General features: G+C 52.3%; 9 protein-coding genes. 4 read left to right on the plus strand and 5 right to left on the minus strand.

Features of this window, described 5'->3' with window-relative positions; all coding sequences use genetic code 11:
- Positions 1 to 76 precede the first annotated feature (76 nt).
- From BN6471_RS03870 to BN6471_RS03880, 3 genes are all read left to right on the plus strand, one after another.
- Positions 77 to 1252 carry a levoglucosan dehydrogenase gene (locus tag BN6471_RS03870; RefSeq protein ID WP_066645716.1) on the plus strand — a complete coding sequence of 392 codons (1176 nt, stop codon included), beginning with the start codon at positions 77 to 79 and terminating at the stop codon, positions 1250 to 1252.
- 62 nt (positions 1253 to 1314) lie between these two features.
- Positions 1315 to 2808, plus strand: coding sequence for a sugar ABC transporter ATP-binding protein (locus tag BN6471_RS03875; RefSeq protein ID WP_066645717.1), 1494 nt, complete (start codon positions 1315 to 1317; stop codon positions 2806 to 2808).
- The gene (locus BN6471_RS03880; protein ID WP_066645720.1) at positions 2792 to 3760 is read left to right on the plus strand and encodes an ABC transporter permease; all 969 of its coding nucleotides are present in this window, start codon (positions 2792 to 2794) and stop codon (positions 3758 to 3760) included. Before BN6471_RS03875 ends, BN6471_RS03880 begins: the two co-directional genes overlap by 17 nt.
- 75 nt (positions 3761 to 3835) lie before the next feature.
- On the opposite strand, the gene BN6471_RS03885 is transcribed toward BN6471_RS03880, so the two are convergent.
- Complete coding sequence (locus BN6471_RS03885; RefSeq protein ID WP_066645722.1) at positions 3836 to 4558, minus strand: nitroreductase family protein; 723 nt, start codon at positions 4556 to 4558, stop codon at positions 3836 to 3838.
- A gap of 17 nt (positions 4559 to 4575) precedes the next feature.
- Positions 4576 to 5469, minus strand: a complete 894-nt coding sequence (locus BN6471_RS03890; RefSeq protein WP_242861835.1) for an amino acid kinase family protein — start codon at positions 5467 to 5469, stop codon at positions 4576 to 4578.
- Positions 5470 to 5577: 108 nt separating this feature from the next.
- Between BN6471_RS03890 and BN6471_RS03895 the strand changes: the two genes are divergently transcribed.
- Positions 5578 to 6501, plus strand: a complete 924-nt coding sequence (locus BN6471_RS03895; protein WP_162270176.1) for an MBL fold metallo-hydrolase — start codon at positions 5578 to 5580, stop codon at positions 6499 to 6501.
- A gap of 58 nt (positions 6502 to 6559) precedes the next feature.
- Here the strand turns inward: BN6471_RS03895 and tkt are convergent, their stop codons facing one another.
- The 3 genes from tkt to BN6471_RS03910 all read right to left on the minus strand — a co-directional run bounded on the left by tkt (position 6560) and on the right by BN6471_RS03910 (position 15952).
- On the minus strand, positions 6560 to 8539 hold the full coding sequence (gene tkt / locus BN6471_RS03900) for a transketolase (protein WP_066645726.1): 1980 nt from the start codon (positions 8537 to 8539) through the stop codon (positions 6560 to 6562).
- A gap of 128 nt (positions 8540 to 8667) precedes the next feature.
- Positions 8668 to 11778, minus strand: a complete 3111-nt coding sequence (gene ileS, locus BN6471_RS03905; RefSeq protein ID WP_066645728.1) for an isoleucine--tRNA ligase — start codon at positions 11776 to 11778, stop codon at positions 8668 to 8670.
- Positions 11779 to 12109: 331 nt separating this feature from the next.
- Positions 12110 to 15952 carry an EAL domain-containing protein gene (locus BN6471_RS03910; protein ID WP_242861868.1) on the minus strand — a complete coding sequence of 1281 codons (3843 nt, stop codon included), beginning with the start codon at positions 15950 to 15952 and terminating at the stop codon, positions 12110 to 12112.
- Positions 15953 to 16000: the final 48 nt, after the last annotated feature.

Consider the following 16000-nt stretch of genomic DNA (forward strand, 5'->3'; position numbering starts at 1 on the left):
CTTTCCCCGCCGAAAACAGGTTTCCGGCGATATTCCCATCCTCGGTTTTTAGTACACATAAAGGAGATACGATAACATGAAAACATACAAAGTTGGTTTGATCGGCGCAGGGTTTATGGCAAAGGCGCACTCCATCGCTTATGCGGGAATGCCTATGTTTTTCTGGCCCGCACCCGGCATGACGGAAAGAAAGACAATCGCAGACTTAACGCAGGAACGCGCGGACGCGGCGGCGGCATCGTTTGGATTTGAAAAAGGAACAGCAAACTGGCAAGACATTATTAACGATCCACAAATCGATATCGTCGATATTTGTACGCCCAATGACGTACATGCTGAAATCGCGATCGCGGCGGCAGAAGCGGGTAAGCACATCCTGTGCGAAAAGCCTATTTCCAGAACGGTGGAAGAAGCAAAGGCAATGTACCACGCGGTAAAAAAAGCAGGCGTGATCAATATGCTTGCTTTCAACTACAGAAGGACGCCGGCGGTACAGCTTGCAAAAAAGTATATTGCGGAAGGCGCGTTGGGCGATATCCTCGATTTCCGCGCAACTTATTTGCAGGATTGGTCGGCAGACCCCAATTCGCCGCTTTCCTGGAGATTCCAGAAAAACATATGCGGCAGCGGCGCGCTGGGGGACATCGCAACGCATGTCGTAGACATGATGCGCTTTTTGGTGGGCGAATTTGAAGAGGTCAACGCGCGCACGGCGACGTATATTGACGAGCGCCCCGTACAAACAGGATCTGTTGACAGCCTGGGCAATGTAAAGGGCGGCGATGATGTCCCGAAAGATAAGGTAGACGTGGATGATCAGTGCTTCTTTATGGTCAAAGCGGCAAAAGGCGTATTCGGAACGATTGAAGCAACGCGCAACGCATGGGGACGGAACAATTTTATTACGTTTGAAATCCACGGTACAAAAGGTTCGGTAGCCTTTAATTATGAAAGAAGAGACGAACTGCAGGTTTGCTTCGCGAGCGACGAAGGCGACCGTCGCGGGTTCCGTACCGTATATACGGGGCCGGCGCACCCGTACGGGGAAGGCTTGTGGCCCATTCCCGCCCTGGGCATCGGCTATACGGAGACTAAGATCGTTGAGATGTATGATTTCATCAAGGCGATCGCGGAGAACAAGCAGGCAGACCCGAGTTTTCAGGATGGCTACAAGATTGAATTGATTTCCGACGCGGTACTTCGTTCCGCGCAATCTCAGCAATGGGAAAAGGTGGGCGCGATCGAAGAATAATAAAAGCTACCGTCCTTTCTGCCTTATGCGGAAAGGACGGGTTTGCTTTGGCGGGGTGAAAAATGAACGAATATATATTACAAATGAAACATGTGGATAAATCGTTCAATGGCGTAAAGGTTTTGGATGATGTGCAGTTTGACCTCAAAAGAGGGCATGTACACGCGCTGGTGGGCGGTAACGGAGCAGGGAAATCCACGCTGATGAAAATCCTGACCGGCATTTATACCAAGGACGCCGGAACGGTAACCGTGGACGAAAAAGACGTTCATTTTCTGAGTTATGCAGATGCGAACAAGGTTGGCATCCGCATGATTTTTCAGGAACTGAGCATTATCCCCACGCTTACGGTCACGGAAAACATTTATCTGAACGAAGAAGAAAAGAAAGGCATGCTGCTGGACGACAAACGCATGCGAAAAGACGCAAAGGCACTCTTAGACCAGTTTGGCATCGATATTTCCCCAAGGGCAAAGGTAGCGGATTTGAGCGTGGGATTTTGCCAGTTGGTGGAGATCGCAAAGGCGCTTTCCAAGGAGGCAAAAATCCTGGTTATGGACGAGCCTACCGCCTCGCTTTCAGATAGCGAGGTAAAGCTACTCTTTAATATTGTACATATCTTAAAAGAAAGAGGCGTATCCATTATCTATATCTCTCACAGAATGAACGAAATCTTAGAGATCGCGGACGAAGTGACGGTGCTGCGCGACGGGAAATATGTGACGACACAAGACGCCAAGGATTTGACGGTGGAGGCCATCATTGGATATATGCTGGGCGAAAAGCGCGGACGCGCATTTGAATACCATGAACGCGCGCTGACAGGCGAACAAAAATGTATGCTCAAGGTGGAAGAACTGTGTGTAGACCATCTGGTCGATCATGTTTCTTTTGACGTAAAGGCGGGTGAAGTCATCGGGCTTGCGGGACTGATGGGGAGCGGGCGTACGGAAATCCTGGAAGCGCTCTTTGGAATTCGTAAAATACAAAACGGCAGCATTACGGTGGACGGAAAGAAAGCGAAAATCAAATGCGTGCAGGACGCGATCGATGCGGGATTTGCGCTTGTGCCCGAAGATCGTCGCAGGCAGGGATTGATTTTGGAACACAGCATTAAGGACAACATCCAGCTCCCCATCTTTAAGCAAACCAAAAAGGGGCCGTTCATTGACAATTCCAAAATCAATGCTTATACGGAGCGAAACATTCAAGACTTAGATATCAAAACGGACGGTATTAACAAGATTGCGAGCCTGTTATCGGGCGGCAATCAACAAAAGATCGTCATTGCGAAATGGCTCAATATAAACCCTAAGGTGTTGCTGCTGGACGAACCGACGGCGGGCATCGATATCGGCGCAAAAGGGGAGATCATCAAGATTGTCGTCGATTATGCGGACAAAGGAAACAGCGTCATCGTGGTATCCTCCGAAATTGCCGAACTGATGGCGATGTGCGACAGGATCATCGTGCTGTTTGACGGCAAAGTCGTAGGCGAGCTGAACAGGGGAGATATAAAGGATGAGGAGGTAATCCAACATGCAATCCAAGGATAACACGCTGAGCAAGCATAAAATTGACTGGAGCAAATACATCGTATATTTTGCGTTTGCTGCCATGTTTATCTTTTTTTCGATCTGGCTGAACGATAAGGGCTTTGTGTCCGTCAATAATATTTTAAACATCACACGCCAGACAGCAATGATTTCTATTATGGCGGTCGCAATGACGTTTGTCATCGCGGCGGCGCAGATCGACCTTTCGGTAGGTGCGATCACGGCGATCTCGTCCCTAACATGCGCGCTGATGCTGCAAAACACAAACAACGTATTTTTGGCGCTCCTGGTACCGATCGCGCTGGGTATCGGGATTGGAGCGGCCAGCGGCTGGTTGGTGACCAAATTCAAAATTCCGGCGTTTTTGGTAACGCTGGGCATGATGAATATTGTACGCGGCAGTGCGATGTGGCTGACAGATACGGCGGCTGTGCCGATTACAAACGAAGGATTCTGCTTTGCGTTTGGCATGGGCGACATCGGCGGATTCCCGGTGCTGCTTTTGTGGACGATCGTATTCGTTGTTTTTGGTGCATTGCTGCTCAATAAAACATCGTTTGGTAAGAGGGTGCTTGCTACAGGCGGCAATGAAGTGGCGGCGCGGTTTACGGGAATAAAGGTCAACCAGACAAAGCTGCTGACATTCGTGATGAGCGGGGCGTTTGCGGCCTTTGCGGGGATCCTGTATTCCGGCAGGATGCAGGCGGGGCGTTATACGTTCGGCGACGGGGATGAAATGTCCGTTATCGCGGCGGTTATTTTGGGCGGTACGAGCATGGCAGGCGGAACAGGCTCCGTTATCGGCGCGTTCGTAGGCTCTATGCTGATGGGCATGATCAACAACGGATTGATTCTTGCAGGGCTGAGCGTTAGCCAGCAAACGATCATCAGGGGTATCATCATCATTCTGGCGGTTGCGCTCTCGAACATCTCGAGAAAGAAAAAAGACTGACGATATATGTATTGCGTGCGGATAACCATGTAACAAAAAACGGCGGGATTTCCCGCCGTTTGTATTTGGGACAAGTCAGGCCACGTTTACATTGGCCATAAAAATATGTTTTCCGGGTACGGGGGATGGAGTGAAGTCAAATGCCGCTTCCTTGCCCTGGTGTTTTAAGGAAAGCCACAGGCAGCAAAGGGCGATCCCAATGTCGACCTGGTTCATCTTATCGATCAGCGGATGCTTTTTCCGGCTCACGACGATACGGTCGGCGCTGCCGCCAAAATACCATGGCTGCTTGTTGAGCGCAGACGGGGCAAGGCGTACCGGCTCCAATATATGGTAGAGATCAGAAACGGGAGAAATATCATTCAAGGAATTCCGCTTGAACTCCGAAACATTTTTACGGTGCATTTCCTGCGCAGGCGTACCGAAGGACAACGTGATGACGAATACCATGCCTGCGGGAGCTTCTACGCTGCCCTTGGATGGCCTGCTGCCGCCCCGCCAACAGGCGCCGATATTGTTGGCGGAAAGGTACAAGTCTACCTGCTCCATCAAAAACCCGGCATTCATACGGTAACCGTCCTTCTTTTCCGAATAGATGCACAGGCTTTGCGGCGCGTTTGTTTTGACGATGCTTTGCGGCAGCAGCTTGATCTCGGTCCTGATATCCGGGATGAGCGGTTTTAATTCCGAGATAAACTTTTTCAGCGCATCGAGCGCATCTTGCGTGAGGGGCGTATCGTCGTATTTCCGTACGGATCTCCTGTGGGAAATAGCCTGGTATAAAGCTTCGTAATCCATCCTATGATCCTCCAAAATTATTTTACGCTCAAGAGCGTCCGGCGGACGTTGCCCTTGATGATATCGGACAATTTATGCCGCGCGTGTGCGATGATAACGGTCGTACCGCGTTTTAATGGTTCCTTTGCATATTGCAGCTTAGCTTTGGCGCCGTTTGCCCCCTGGCGGGAAGCGCCGTTGCAGTATTCCATCATTTCATTGATCTTGCTCTCTATTTCCTCATAGGTGGAAGCAGTCACCTCTTCGATCAGGGTGGACGGGTCGCCAGCATCTGCATAGATCCCGTCCACGCTCGTCAGTAAAATCAAAATTTTGGCATTGACGAGCTGGGCGATGACGGCTGCCGTCTCGTCGTTGTCGACACATTCCACCACATTTGCCGTTTTGCTTTTCAAGTCCAAAAGCTCCAAATGCATGTTTTCCGTATCCGATACCGCATCGTTGTAGTTAACGATCGGGATCGCGTTCTGGTTGGCCGCCGAAAACAACAGGTTGCGGATGTGGTTCACCTTGCGTTCGTCGTTAAAGTGGCTATGCTCCACGAGCACCTGCCGCACGGAATATTTCGGATTGATAAACTGGCGGTACATTTCCATCAGGATCGGCTGTCCCTGTGCAGAATACGCTGTCTTGATCGCCGCGAGGTTGCCCTTTAGCTCGCGGCCGCCGTTGCGCTTCATATAGTCGATACGGCCGATCTCGGTCGCGCCCGAAGAAACAAGGATATACCCCGGCTTGAGGCCGGAAGCCAGCCGCGAGAAAATATTATAGTCGATGTCGTTGTCTTCCTTGCGGATGAGCGCCATCGAACCGATCTTTACCACTACGTCGAAATTGATGAGTTCCTCGTCGTCCGGGTTGACCGGAAAATTGGAGAAACTGCCATGCAATTTTACTTTTTCTTCTGCCATATTATTACCCTCTTTACAAGTTTTGAATCAATTATAAATATACAGCATTTTAGGGTAAAGCACAAGCGGGGAGGGCGGCCGGAAAGCATTTGTTTGCTGACAAAACGCATGAAAACGGTTAGAATAGAGGGAACGGCGAGGAAAGGACGGGAAGATATGTACCGGATTATGAATGTTGGCGCGCAGCCGGGCGGCGAAGCGTTTTTGTTGGTGACAGAGGAGAAGGCGGCGCTCATCGATACGGGCTTTGCACATAGTGCGGGCCGCATGATAGACAATATCAAAAAGGCATTGGGAAGAAGGAGCCTTGATTATGTGCTGCTCACCCATTCCCATTACGACCATGCTTCGGGGAGCGTTTATTGTAAGCGGGAGTGGCCGCAGGCGCAGGTTTTGGGGAGCGCATATGCCGCGGAGGTATTCAAAAAAGACTCCGCACGCAGGCTGATTTTGGAGATGAACCAAAATGCGGCGAAGCTGGCAGGCGCGGCCGTATATGAAGACCTTACAGACGGGCTTGCTGTGGACAAAGTCGTCCGTGAAGGCGATAGGATCGACCTGGGGCCGCTTGCGCTGCGCGTGATTGATGCGCCGGGGCATACGCGCTGCTGTATCGCGTTTTTCAGTGAAAAGGAAAAGCTGCTCATCGCCTGCGAAACGCTGGGCGTGCCGGTGGGGGACGGCCTTGTGATGCCGTGTTATATGACGGATTACACGGTGGCGATGGCTTCTGTGATGAAAATGGCGGCCTGCGAGCCGGAGGCGATACTCGTTCCGCATTTTGGGGTATGGAAGGGGGAAAAATGCCGTGAATTTATCGGCAACGCGATTTTCTGGAACGCTGAAGCCATGCGCTGGATCTGGCGGGAATATGCAGCGGGGAAATCGGAGGAAGACTTGAAGAAGCTGTTCAGGGAACGTTTTTATACGAAAGAAATAGCGAAGTTCCAGCCGGAAAAGGCTTTCCTGCTGAACGCAAGCTATACGGTGCCCATGCTGGTACGCGAGATCAAAGCCAGGATGGAGAAATGAGATTTGTGCAATCAAAAAAACCGCGGGTATCATTCCCCGCGGTTTTTTTTGATTCGTTTTATTTGCCGAGCACTTCTTTTGCCTTTGCTACGACCGCTTCCTTGGTAAAGCCGAATTTTTCAAACAGTACCTTTGCAGGTGCGGATGCGCCGAAGTGGTCGATCGTCACATAGCCGCCGTCGAGGCCGACATATTTTGCCCAGCCGTAGGAGGTGGCCGCTTCTACGGCGACCCTTGCGCGTACGCTGTTTGGCAGGACGCTTTCCTTATAAGCGGCATCCTGTTCCTCAAACAGTTCCATACACGGCATGGATACGACGCGCGCGGAGATGTTTTCCCGGAAGAGGTCTTCCGCCGCCGCCATGCACAGCTCAACTTCGCTGCCCGTGCCGATGAGGATCACGTCAGGCGAGCTGCCGCCGTCCTTTAAGACATAGCCGCCCTTGAGGGCATCCTTTCCTGTTTCCTTGAACTGGGGCAGGGGCTGGCGCGAAAGCGCGATCGCGCTCGGCGCCTTTGCCGTCAGGGCGGATTTGTATGCCGCAGCCGTTTCGTGGCCGTCCGCCGGACGCCACATGTGTACGCCGGGCGTTGCGCGCAGCGTAGCAAGCTGTTCGATCGGCTCGTGTGTCGCACCGTCTTCGCCTACGCCGATGGAATCGTGCGTCAGGACATAGGTGACGGGGAGCTCCATCAGGGCGGACATACGGATCGCGCCCTTCATATAATCGCTGAATACAAGGAAGGTAGCGCAGTAAGGCACGATACCGCCGTGCAGCGCCATACCGTTGCAAACAGCGGCCATAGCGAATTCGCGGATACCGAAGTGAATATTCGTGCCGAGACGGTCCTGCGCGGAGAAAAAGCTGCGTTCCTTCATCAGGGAGTTGTTCGCAGGCGCGAGGTCTGCGCTGCCGCCCATCAGGTTGGGGATGCGCTTTGCAAGCTTGTTTATGATATCCCCGGAGGACTGCCGTGTAGCAACTGCTTTATCTTCTACCGTCCAGTAATCCTCGTCAAAAACCGACTCGGAAACAGGGCTCATGTAAGCCTTGTATTTTTCCGCCAACTCCGGATAAGCCTTGCTGTATTTATCGAACAGCTCTTTCCACTGGTTTTCTTCTGCCTCGAATACTTCACAGAGCTCGTCGATATGCTTTTTCACTTCTTCCGGCACGAAGAACGGGTCTTTGTGCTCCCAGCCCAGGTTTTTCTTCATGGCATCGATGTTTTCCTGGCCGAGCGGGGAACCGTGGCTCGATTCGCTGCCCTGTTTGGGACTGCCGTAAGCGATCGCCGTTTTTACGATGATCAGCGACGGTTTTTCTTTTTCTGCTTTGGCTTCCTCGATAGCGGCGGAAATACCCTTCATGTCTTCGTTTCCGTCTTCCACCTCAAGAACCTGCCAGCCGTAGGCTTTGTAACGCTTTTTCACATCCTCGTCAAAGGCGGTGTCGATACTGCCTTCGATGGTGATGTCGTTTTTATCGTAAAGAACGATCAGTTTACCGAGCTTGAGCGTTCCCGCAAGCGAGCTGGCTTCGCCGGATACGCCTTCCTGCAGGCAGCCGTCGCCTGAAAGCGCGTAGGTATAATGGTCTACCACATTGAAATCCGGTTTGTTGAATTCTGCGGCGAGGTGCGCTTCAGCCATTGCGAAACCGACAGCCATGGCGATGCCTTGGCCGAGCGGGCCGGATGTTGCCTCCACGCCGTCCGTTAAACCATGCTCCGGATGGCCGGGCGTGATCGAACCCCACTGGCGGAAGTTCCTGATATCCTCCATACCGACTTTATAACCGAACATATGGAGCAGGGAATAAAGCAGCATGGAAGCATGGCCCGCGCTTAGGATGAAGCGGTCGCGGTTATCCCATTTGGAATCCCTGGGATTGTGCTTTAAGTGTTTGGCCCACAGTGTGTACGCAAGCGGCGCACTGCCGATCGGCAGGCCGGGATGGCCGCTGTTTGCTTTTTGAATCGCCTCCGCGGAAAGAACGCGGATCGTATTGACGGCGAGCTTATCAATTTTACTCATAGAATCGTATCCTCCTGACATTTTTAAAAACCTGTACAATTTACAGTATAGTACATTATTGATTTTCTTGCAACGAAAAAGAGACGCCTGGGCGTCCCTTTAAAGGTTTTGTTTCCACCGGTTTGCCGTTACGCCTTTTTCACGCCCAACGTCACTTTTTTCCCGTTGATGTTCCATTCCTTTTCATAGCCGTCGACCCTGCCATAGTGCACGCCCAGCGCCAGCACTTCCTTTAAGATCTGGTCTTCGTTGTCCTGCATAATATCCGTGATCGCGTCGTTATCCATCGCGTAAAGCTCGATCTTGTCCGTCACCTCGAAGCCGGCTTCCTTGCGCATGGTCTGGATTTTGGAGATGAGCTCGCGCACATTGCCTTCCTCGATGAGCTCGGGCGTCAGCGCCGTATCGATGATCACGGCAAAGTCCCCGCTCGTTTCGGCAACGAACCCTTCGCGTTGTGCAGGCTCGATGAGGATATCCTCCTCCATGAGGGCGACAGGCATACCGTCCACCTTGAATTCATATGCGGCCCCGCTCTTCACCGTGCTTACCACAGCCGCGCCGTCCGCCTGCGCAAGATGGCTGCGGATCCCGCCGAGCAGCTTGCCGTATTTCGGCCCTAAGGTACGCATCTGCGGTTTTAGGTGATAGGTGATATATTCCGCCGCGGCCGCACCCAGTTCCACTTCCTTTACATTGAGCTCCCCGCGGATGACCTCCAAAAATGTTTCGTCCAGGTGGTCGATGCCGCTGACATAGATCTTGCCGATCGGCTGGCGGTTTTTGATGTTGGCCGTGTTGCGGCACGCTCGTCCCAGGTTGACGACGCTTTGAACGGCGTCCATATCGCGCTCAAGCTGCGCGTCCATAAGACCTGCATCAGCCTTCGGCCAGCTTGCCAGGTGCACGGAGAGGGGCGCGTTTTTATCGCTCGTGCGCACGAGGTTCTGGTAGATGCTCTCCGTCATGAACGGCGTGAACGGCGCTAAAAGCCTGGTGAGCGTCTCCAGCACTGTGTAAAGCGTCATGAAAGCGTCGATTTTGTCCTGCTCCATGCCGCTGCCCCAGAAACGGTCGCGGCAGCGTCGCACATACCAGTTGGAAAGCTCGTCCACGAATTTGCTTAAATCGCGCGACGGCTCCACGATGCGGTAATTGTCGAGGTCGTCCGTCACTGTCTGGACAAGCGAATTCAGGCGCGACAGCACCCACTGATCCATGATGTTTGTGGGCTTCAGTTCATATTTCGTCGGATCAAAGCTGTCGATATCCGCATACAAAATATAGAACGCATAGGTGTTCCACAGCGTACCCATGAATTTACGCTGCATCTCGCTCACGGCTTCGTCGTAAAAGCGCGAGGGCAGCCACGGCGCGCTCGCCGAATAGAAATACCACCGTACCGCGTCCGCGCCCTGCCTGTCCAGCACGCTCCACGGGTCGACGACATTGCCTTTGTGTTTGCTCATCTTCTGCCCGTCCTTGTCCTGCACGTGTCCAAGCACAATACAGTTTTCAAACGGAGCCTTGTCGAAAATCAGCGTACCGATCGCGAGCAGGGTATAAAACCACCCGCGCGTCTGGTCGACCGCTTCGCTGATGAAATTCGCCGGGAAATGGCTTTCAAATTCCGCTTTGTTCTCAAAGGGGTAATGCCACTGTGCAAAGGGCATGGAGCCGCTGTCGTACCAGCAGTCGATGACCTCGCTCACGCGGTGCATACTGCCGCCGCATACCGGGCACTTAAGCGTGATCGGGTCGAGGAACGGCTTGTGCAGCTCGATATCCTCAGATACTTCCTGCTCCGCCATGTCCCTAAGCTCCTGCCTCGAGCCGACCACATGGATTTCGCCACAGTCGCACACCCAGACAGGCAGCGGCGTTCCCCAATAACGCTCGCGGGAAATTCCCCAGTCGATGACGTTTTCAAGGAAATTGCCCATACGTCCGTCACGAATGTTTTCAGGCAGCCAGTTGACGCTGGCGTTGTTTTTCAACAGGCTGTCCCGCAGCTCGGTCATCTTGATAAACCATGTGCTGCGTGCGTAGTAGATCAGGGGCGTATCGCAGCGCCAGCAGAACGGATAGCTATGCTCGTACGGCATCTCCGCAAACAGCAGGCCCCTGTCCCGTAAATCCTCAATGATCAGCTTGTCCGCTTTTTTCACGAACACACCCGGCCATTTGGTTTCTTCGCTGAGCGTGCCGTCCGGCTTTACCAGCTGCACGAACGGAAGGTCGTATTTCCGGCCGACGTTTGCGTCGTCCTCACCGAACGCGGGCGCGATATGTACGATGCCGCTGCCGTCCGTTAAAGTAACGTATGTATCGCAGGCAATATACCACGCTTTTTTGTCTGTTTCCACAAAATCGAAAAGCGGCTCATATTCCTTGTACTCAAGCTCTTTGCCGGTAAACTTGCTGACGATATGCACGTCCTCGCCCAGAATCTGCTCTGCGAGCGCCTTCGCGAGATAATATTGGTCGCCGTTTTTGTCCTGCGCGAGCACGTATTCCTCGTCCGGGTTCACGCACAGCGCCACGTTCGAGGGGAGCGTCCACGGGGTCGTCGTCCACGCGAGGAAGTAAGCATCCTCGCCCTTGACTTTAAAACGTACAAAGATGGACGTTTCCTTTACATCCTTATAGCCCTGCGCCACCTCGTGCGAGGACAGCGCCGTCCCGCAGCGCGGGCAATAGGGCACGATCTTGTGGCCTTTGTATAAAAGCCCCTTTTTATGGATCTCCTTGAGCGACCACCACACGGATTCGATATAATCATTATCATAGGTAATGTACGGATCTTCCATATCCGCCCAATATCCCACACGGTCGGACATTTTTTCCCACTCGCCCTTGTATTTCCACACGGATTCCTTGCATTTCTGGATGAATGGCTCCACGCCGTATTCTTCAATCTGCTCTTTTCCATCGAGGCCGAGCATTTTCTCCACCTCAAGCTCCACCGGGAGCCCGTGCGTATCCCAGCCCGCCTTGCGCAGCACGTTGTAGCCCTGCATGGTCTTATAACGCGGGATCAGGTCTTTGATGCAGCGCGTTAAGATATGGCCGATGTGCGGCTTGCCGTTCGCCGTCGGCGGGCCGTCATAGAAGGTGAATTCTGGATTGCCCTTGTTTTCTTCCATGCTCTTTTCAAAGATCTTGTTCTCGTGCCAGAAATCAAGAACCTCCAGCTCTCGCTCGTTGAACTTTAGATCGGTAGGAACTTTTTTATACATAATCTAACCTCACAAATAATATTCAAATAAAAAAGCTTCCGTCCTGCATCAGGACGAAAGCTCGCGGTACCACCTGAATTCCCCCCGCGCACAGCGCTTTGGGACACTCTTTTCCGCTGTAACGCGCGGAACGCGCGGGGCCTTTATGAACGCGTGATAATCAAAAAAAGCGTTGCCGCGGGTCTTCCACCATCCCCCGCTCGCTCAGTGGGCCACTTTTCAAGACGTTTGTCGGTTCGGCCTCGAAACGATATACTAAAGTCTTCCTTATTATATGGCATTGGGCATACTTTGTAAAGGGGGAACCGCTGGAGAAAAAGCGCCCGGCAGCCTATTCTTCCAATTTGCGGGCAATTTCCAGCCGCAGCTCGTGGTCGCCCCAGGAAAGCAGCTTTTCCCTGATCTCGTAAGTAATGCCACGGATATCACAGCCATTGTGGATCACAAATTGGTCGTGGTTTAGCTTGCGCTCCGTGCATCCGGGGCATGGAGATTCCTGTCCGCGCAGTGCGCGATAGCATTTCTGGTTTTTATATTCATTTGCTTTCCAGCCATACTCTTCGCACAATGCCTGGTTACAGTAAAGCAGGCTGTAGTCCTTTTGGTTGATGATATAGATCAGGCCTTCCAGTTCGTCGAGAATGGTCGGGTCGATATTAAAGTACAGGTGCTGATCCACCTTGTCGCTGCTGTAAACGGCATAGGTGTTTTTTCCGGCGCCTTTTGCCTGGTAAAGCGCCGTGTCGGCCATCTGGTAAAGCCGTACAAGGTCGCTCCCGTCGGTAAAAGCGATACCTATCGACGTGGTAATGGGCATTTTTTCGTCCATATGCAGTTCATGCAGCCGTACCAAAAAACGCTCTACGCTGTTGCAGACATCGCTTTCGTACGCTGCATCCGTGACAATGAGGGCAAATTCATCCCCGCCGAAACGCCCCGCGACCGCATCGTCGCCAAATATTTCATATGTCACTTGTGCGATCTCCCGCAATATCTGGTCGCCGCGGATATGCCCAAGCGTGTCGTTCACCTGTTTGAAATTGTCCACATCGAGCAGCAATAGGGCCGCGGCAGGGCTTTGAGGGTCGAGTCCGTCCAAAATATCCTGCACTCTGGCCTCGAAAGCCTTCCGGGTATAAAGGCCGGTCAGGGAATCCCGTTGGGAATTTTTGAGCAACCGATCATACTGGAGCTCTTTTTCTTTTTCCTTGTCAATGTTCTCAGAAACGCCTAGCACGCGTACGGGTTTGCCGTCCTTTTGCTGGATCGTTTTACAGGTCAGGCGGAACCAGCGATACTGGCCGTCTTTACACAGGGATTGTATCTCGCATATACTTTGCCGGGCCCCTTCTTCGATTTTCCGAATGGCACGGAGGATGGCTTGTGCACTATCCGGATGGATCCAGCCGCATGCGATCAAACATTCCGGAGCGCCCTGTATCTCTTCCGGCCCTTTGACCCATGTATCGTCAGGGTCAAAGCGGATAATGGTTTTGGAAGGGATATCGTATTCCCAGATATCTGCCCGTGTAAGCCGCATGGCGATCCGGAAACGGCTGTCCGCTAGCCGCAGCATTTCCTCTGTTTGCTGCTGCGTGGAAAGGTCGATACATACACTGATGATAGCGAGGCGGCCGTCCTCGGCCTCTACCACACGCCCCTTATCAAGCGTCCAGAAGGAACTGCCGTCCTTTCTGAGCGTACGGTACTTTACCGTATATTCCTGCCCTGCATAGTAGTCGCCGCCCAGCTCCTGCGCTACGCGCGGCAAGTCGTCCGGGTGGATCGTATTGCCCACAAAACCGCCCGTATGTTCAATAAAATCCTCGTGGGAGTCGTAACCCATAAGCCCAAGCATCTTTTCATTGATAAAATAAAGGGGAAAATTATCTTCGCAATACCCCCCGACCAATCCACAGATCGCCATGTCGTTTAGAAGGGAGATCGCAGTCATCTGGTTTTCCGATTTCAGGTCTGAAAGCAATTTTTCCCCCTGGTGCAGCCGCTGTTCCAATTCGTGTTCGCGGGTGATATCTTCCAGCACCCCAAACGCTTTTACCGGATAGCCGAACTGGTCGAAGATCGTTGTCATGGAAGCGCGCTTCCAGCAGTAAGAGCCATCTTTCGTGCGCATGAGCGCTTCCTGCGTGGAGGAAGGTTTTCCTTCGATCACATCATAAAAGAAATCGTGCAGGCGCTGTTCGTGTTCCGGAAGGACGAGGCCGATCCCCACCATGCATTCCGGTACGCCGGACGCATATTTATCCGCGCTATAAAAGGTCTGGCCATTGTCGTCGAAGGTCACGCTTCGCTTTTCCACGTCAAACATAAAAGGAAAGCGGTTGGTCGAGAGCATGGCCGTACGGTAGAGCTCCTCCGATTGCCGGAGCTGGGCCTCGGCTTCCTTTTGTTGTGTGATATCGTTGATCGAGGCGTAATAAATCTCCCGGCCATTGCTCTCGGAAAGGAAAAACAGCCGCATATGCATCCACATCAGGGTGCCGCACAGCCTCAGGCGGCGGAATTGGATTTCCACGCCCTGCGAAGGATCCTCCTTTGCCCTTTTGAGGGCTGCTTTCACGATGGGCTTATCCTCTTCGGGCACACGGTCAAGGATATGCAATCCCCTGATGCGCAACGCGTCCGGATTACAGCCGGTGATCCGGTAGTATCCATCGTTCACACGGATGATGGACAGGTTGTCCTGGTAGTATTCATAGAGGGCCACGCCGCCGATAATATTGTTTAAAAGCTTTTTGGACATCATCCCGGACTGGAATAAGTCTTCAAAGGTGATCTCGCGCTGGTCAGGCGGTACCATTCCTCCAAAGTCTACATTGCTGTCGTTGAGAAGCAGTGTCTCAAAGTCGCCGCTGGGCATGGGCTTATAGAAATAAAAGCCTTGTGCGTAACGGCAACCTGCGCGCATCAGGCAATCCATCTGTTCGCTTGTCTCAACGCCTTCGGCGATGACGGATATTTTGAGCCATTTTGCCATACGCACCACAGACTCTATAATATTTTCGCTTCGCTGGTCGCCCTGGCTGTCCATTTTTTCCAAAAAACGCAGGTCTATTTTCAGGACGTCCACATTGATATCCTTGAGCATATTAAGCGAAGAATAGCCGCTGCCGAAATCGTCCATCAGGATGGTGAAGCCGGCAGCGCGCAGCCTGCTTAACACATCAAGGATGCGTTCCATGCTCTCCGCATATGCGCTTTCCGTGACCTCGAGCTCCAGGAAGTGCGGATCGATCTGGTATTTTTGGATCAATTCCATCAGGAAATCAAAAACATTGGAGTTGTAAAGGCTTTTTCTGGAAATATTAACGGAAATGGGGATAGGCGTATGTCCGCCGTCTATCCAATTCCGGAGCAGCCGGCAGACCTCTTCCCATACATAGGCATCCAGCTTGGCGATAAACCCGCTTTTTTCAAAGGCTGGGATAAATGCGCCCGGCGTCAGCAGCCCTTTTTCTGGATGGTTCCAGCGTACGAGCGCCTCTGCGCCTATGATTTTTCCATTATGGATCTCACATTTCGGCTGGATATAAATTTGAAATTCTTTATCTTTGAGCGCACGTTCGGCAGAATTGAAAATATCCTGCTCCTGCATGATCGAATCCATGAGGCCGGAATGGTACTCCGCCGTATGGTGCAGGTAATGCCCCTTGACCGACTGGGCGGCAAGCACCGCACGGTCACACATCAGGCTGACGGGCAGTGTTTTATCCCGAACATAGTAAATACCGATGGCAGGAATGATTTCCATGTTGAGCGGATACTGCTTCAGCCATTGCAACACGTTGTTTTCGATCATTTGCAGCAGTCCCTTTTCCATTTTGACACATGCGACGAATATATCTGCTGTCACGCGTGCGGCAATTCCCGCATGGGAAACAGCCTTGCTGCTGATCTTTTCTCCCAGGTAACGCAACAGGCCGTCGCCTTCGCTGGTACCGTACAGGTCGTTGACCAGCTTGAAACGTTCGATATCGAGGCATACAAGGGCATATTCCGTATCCTTGTTTTGTGCAAGGAGTCCTTCCACTTTCCCGTAAAAGGTTTCCTTGTTATACAGTCCGGTCAGCGGGTCAAATTCCCTGTATTCCTTTAATTCTTTTTGCAGCGATTCGATCCTTTTGAGCAGATCTTTTTCGGACATGCCTTCCATGGATTCCAAAGCCAACCTCCAAACGTATGCATATATGCATAAGGCCAA

Origin of the sequence: Christensenella timonensis (genome assembly GCF_900087015.1) — a bacterium.
Lineage (GTDB): Bacteria > Bacillota > Clostridia > Christensenellales > Christensenellaceae > Christensenella > Christensenella timonensis.

Coding starts and splice junctions, on each gene's coding strand:
- BN6471_RS03870 (WP_066645716.1), top strand. CDS start 77: ATGAAAACATACAAAGTTGGTTTGATCGGCGCAGGGTTTATGGCAAAG.
- BN6471_RS03875 (WP_066645717.1), top strand. CDS start 1,315: ATGAACGAATATATATTACAAATGAAACATGTGGATAAATCGTTCAAT.
- BN6471_RS03880 (WP_066645720.1), top strand. CDS start 2,792: ATGCAATCCAAGGATAACACGCTGAGCAAGCATAAAATTGACTGGAGC.
- BN6471_RS03885 (WP_066645722.1), bottom strand. CDS start 4,558: ATGGATTACGAAGCTTTATACCAGGCTATTTCCCACAGGAGATCCGTA.
- BN6471_RS03890 (WP_242861835.1), bottom strand. CDS start 5,469: ATGGCAGAAGAAAAAGTAAAATTGCATGGCAGTTTCTCCAATTTTCCG.
- BN6471_RS03895 (WP_162270176.1), top strand. CDS start 5,578: ATGAAAACGGTTAGAATAGAGGGAACGGCGAGGAAAGGACGGGAAGAT.
- tkt (WP_066645726.1), bottom strand. CDS start 8,539: ATGAGTAAAATTGATAAGCTCGCCGTCAATACGATCCGCGTTCTTTCC.
- ileS (WP_066645728.1), bottom strand. CDS start 11,778: ATGTATAAAAAAGTTCCTACCGATCTAAAGTTCAACGAGCGAGAGCTG.
- BN6471_RS03910 (WP_242861868.1), bottom strand. CDS start 15,952: ATGGAAGGCATGTCCGAAAAAGATCTGCTCAAAAGGATCGAATCGCTG.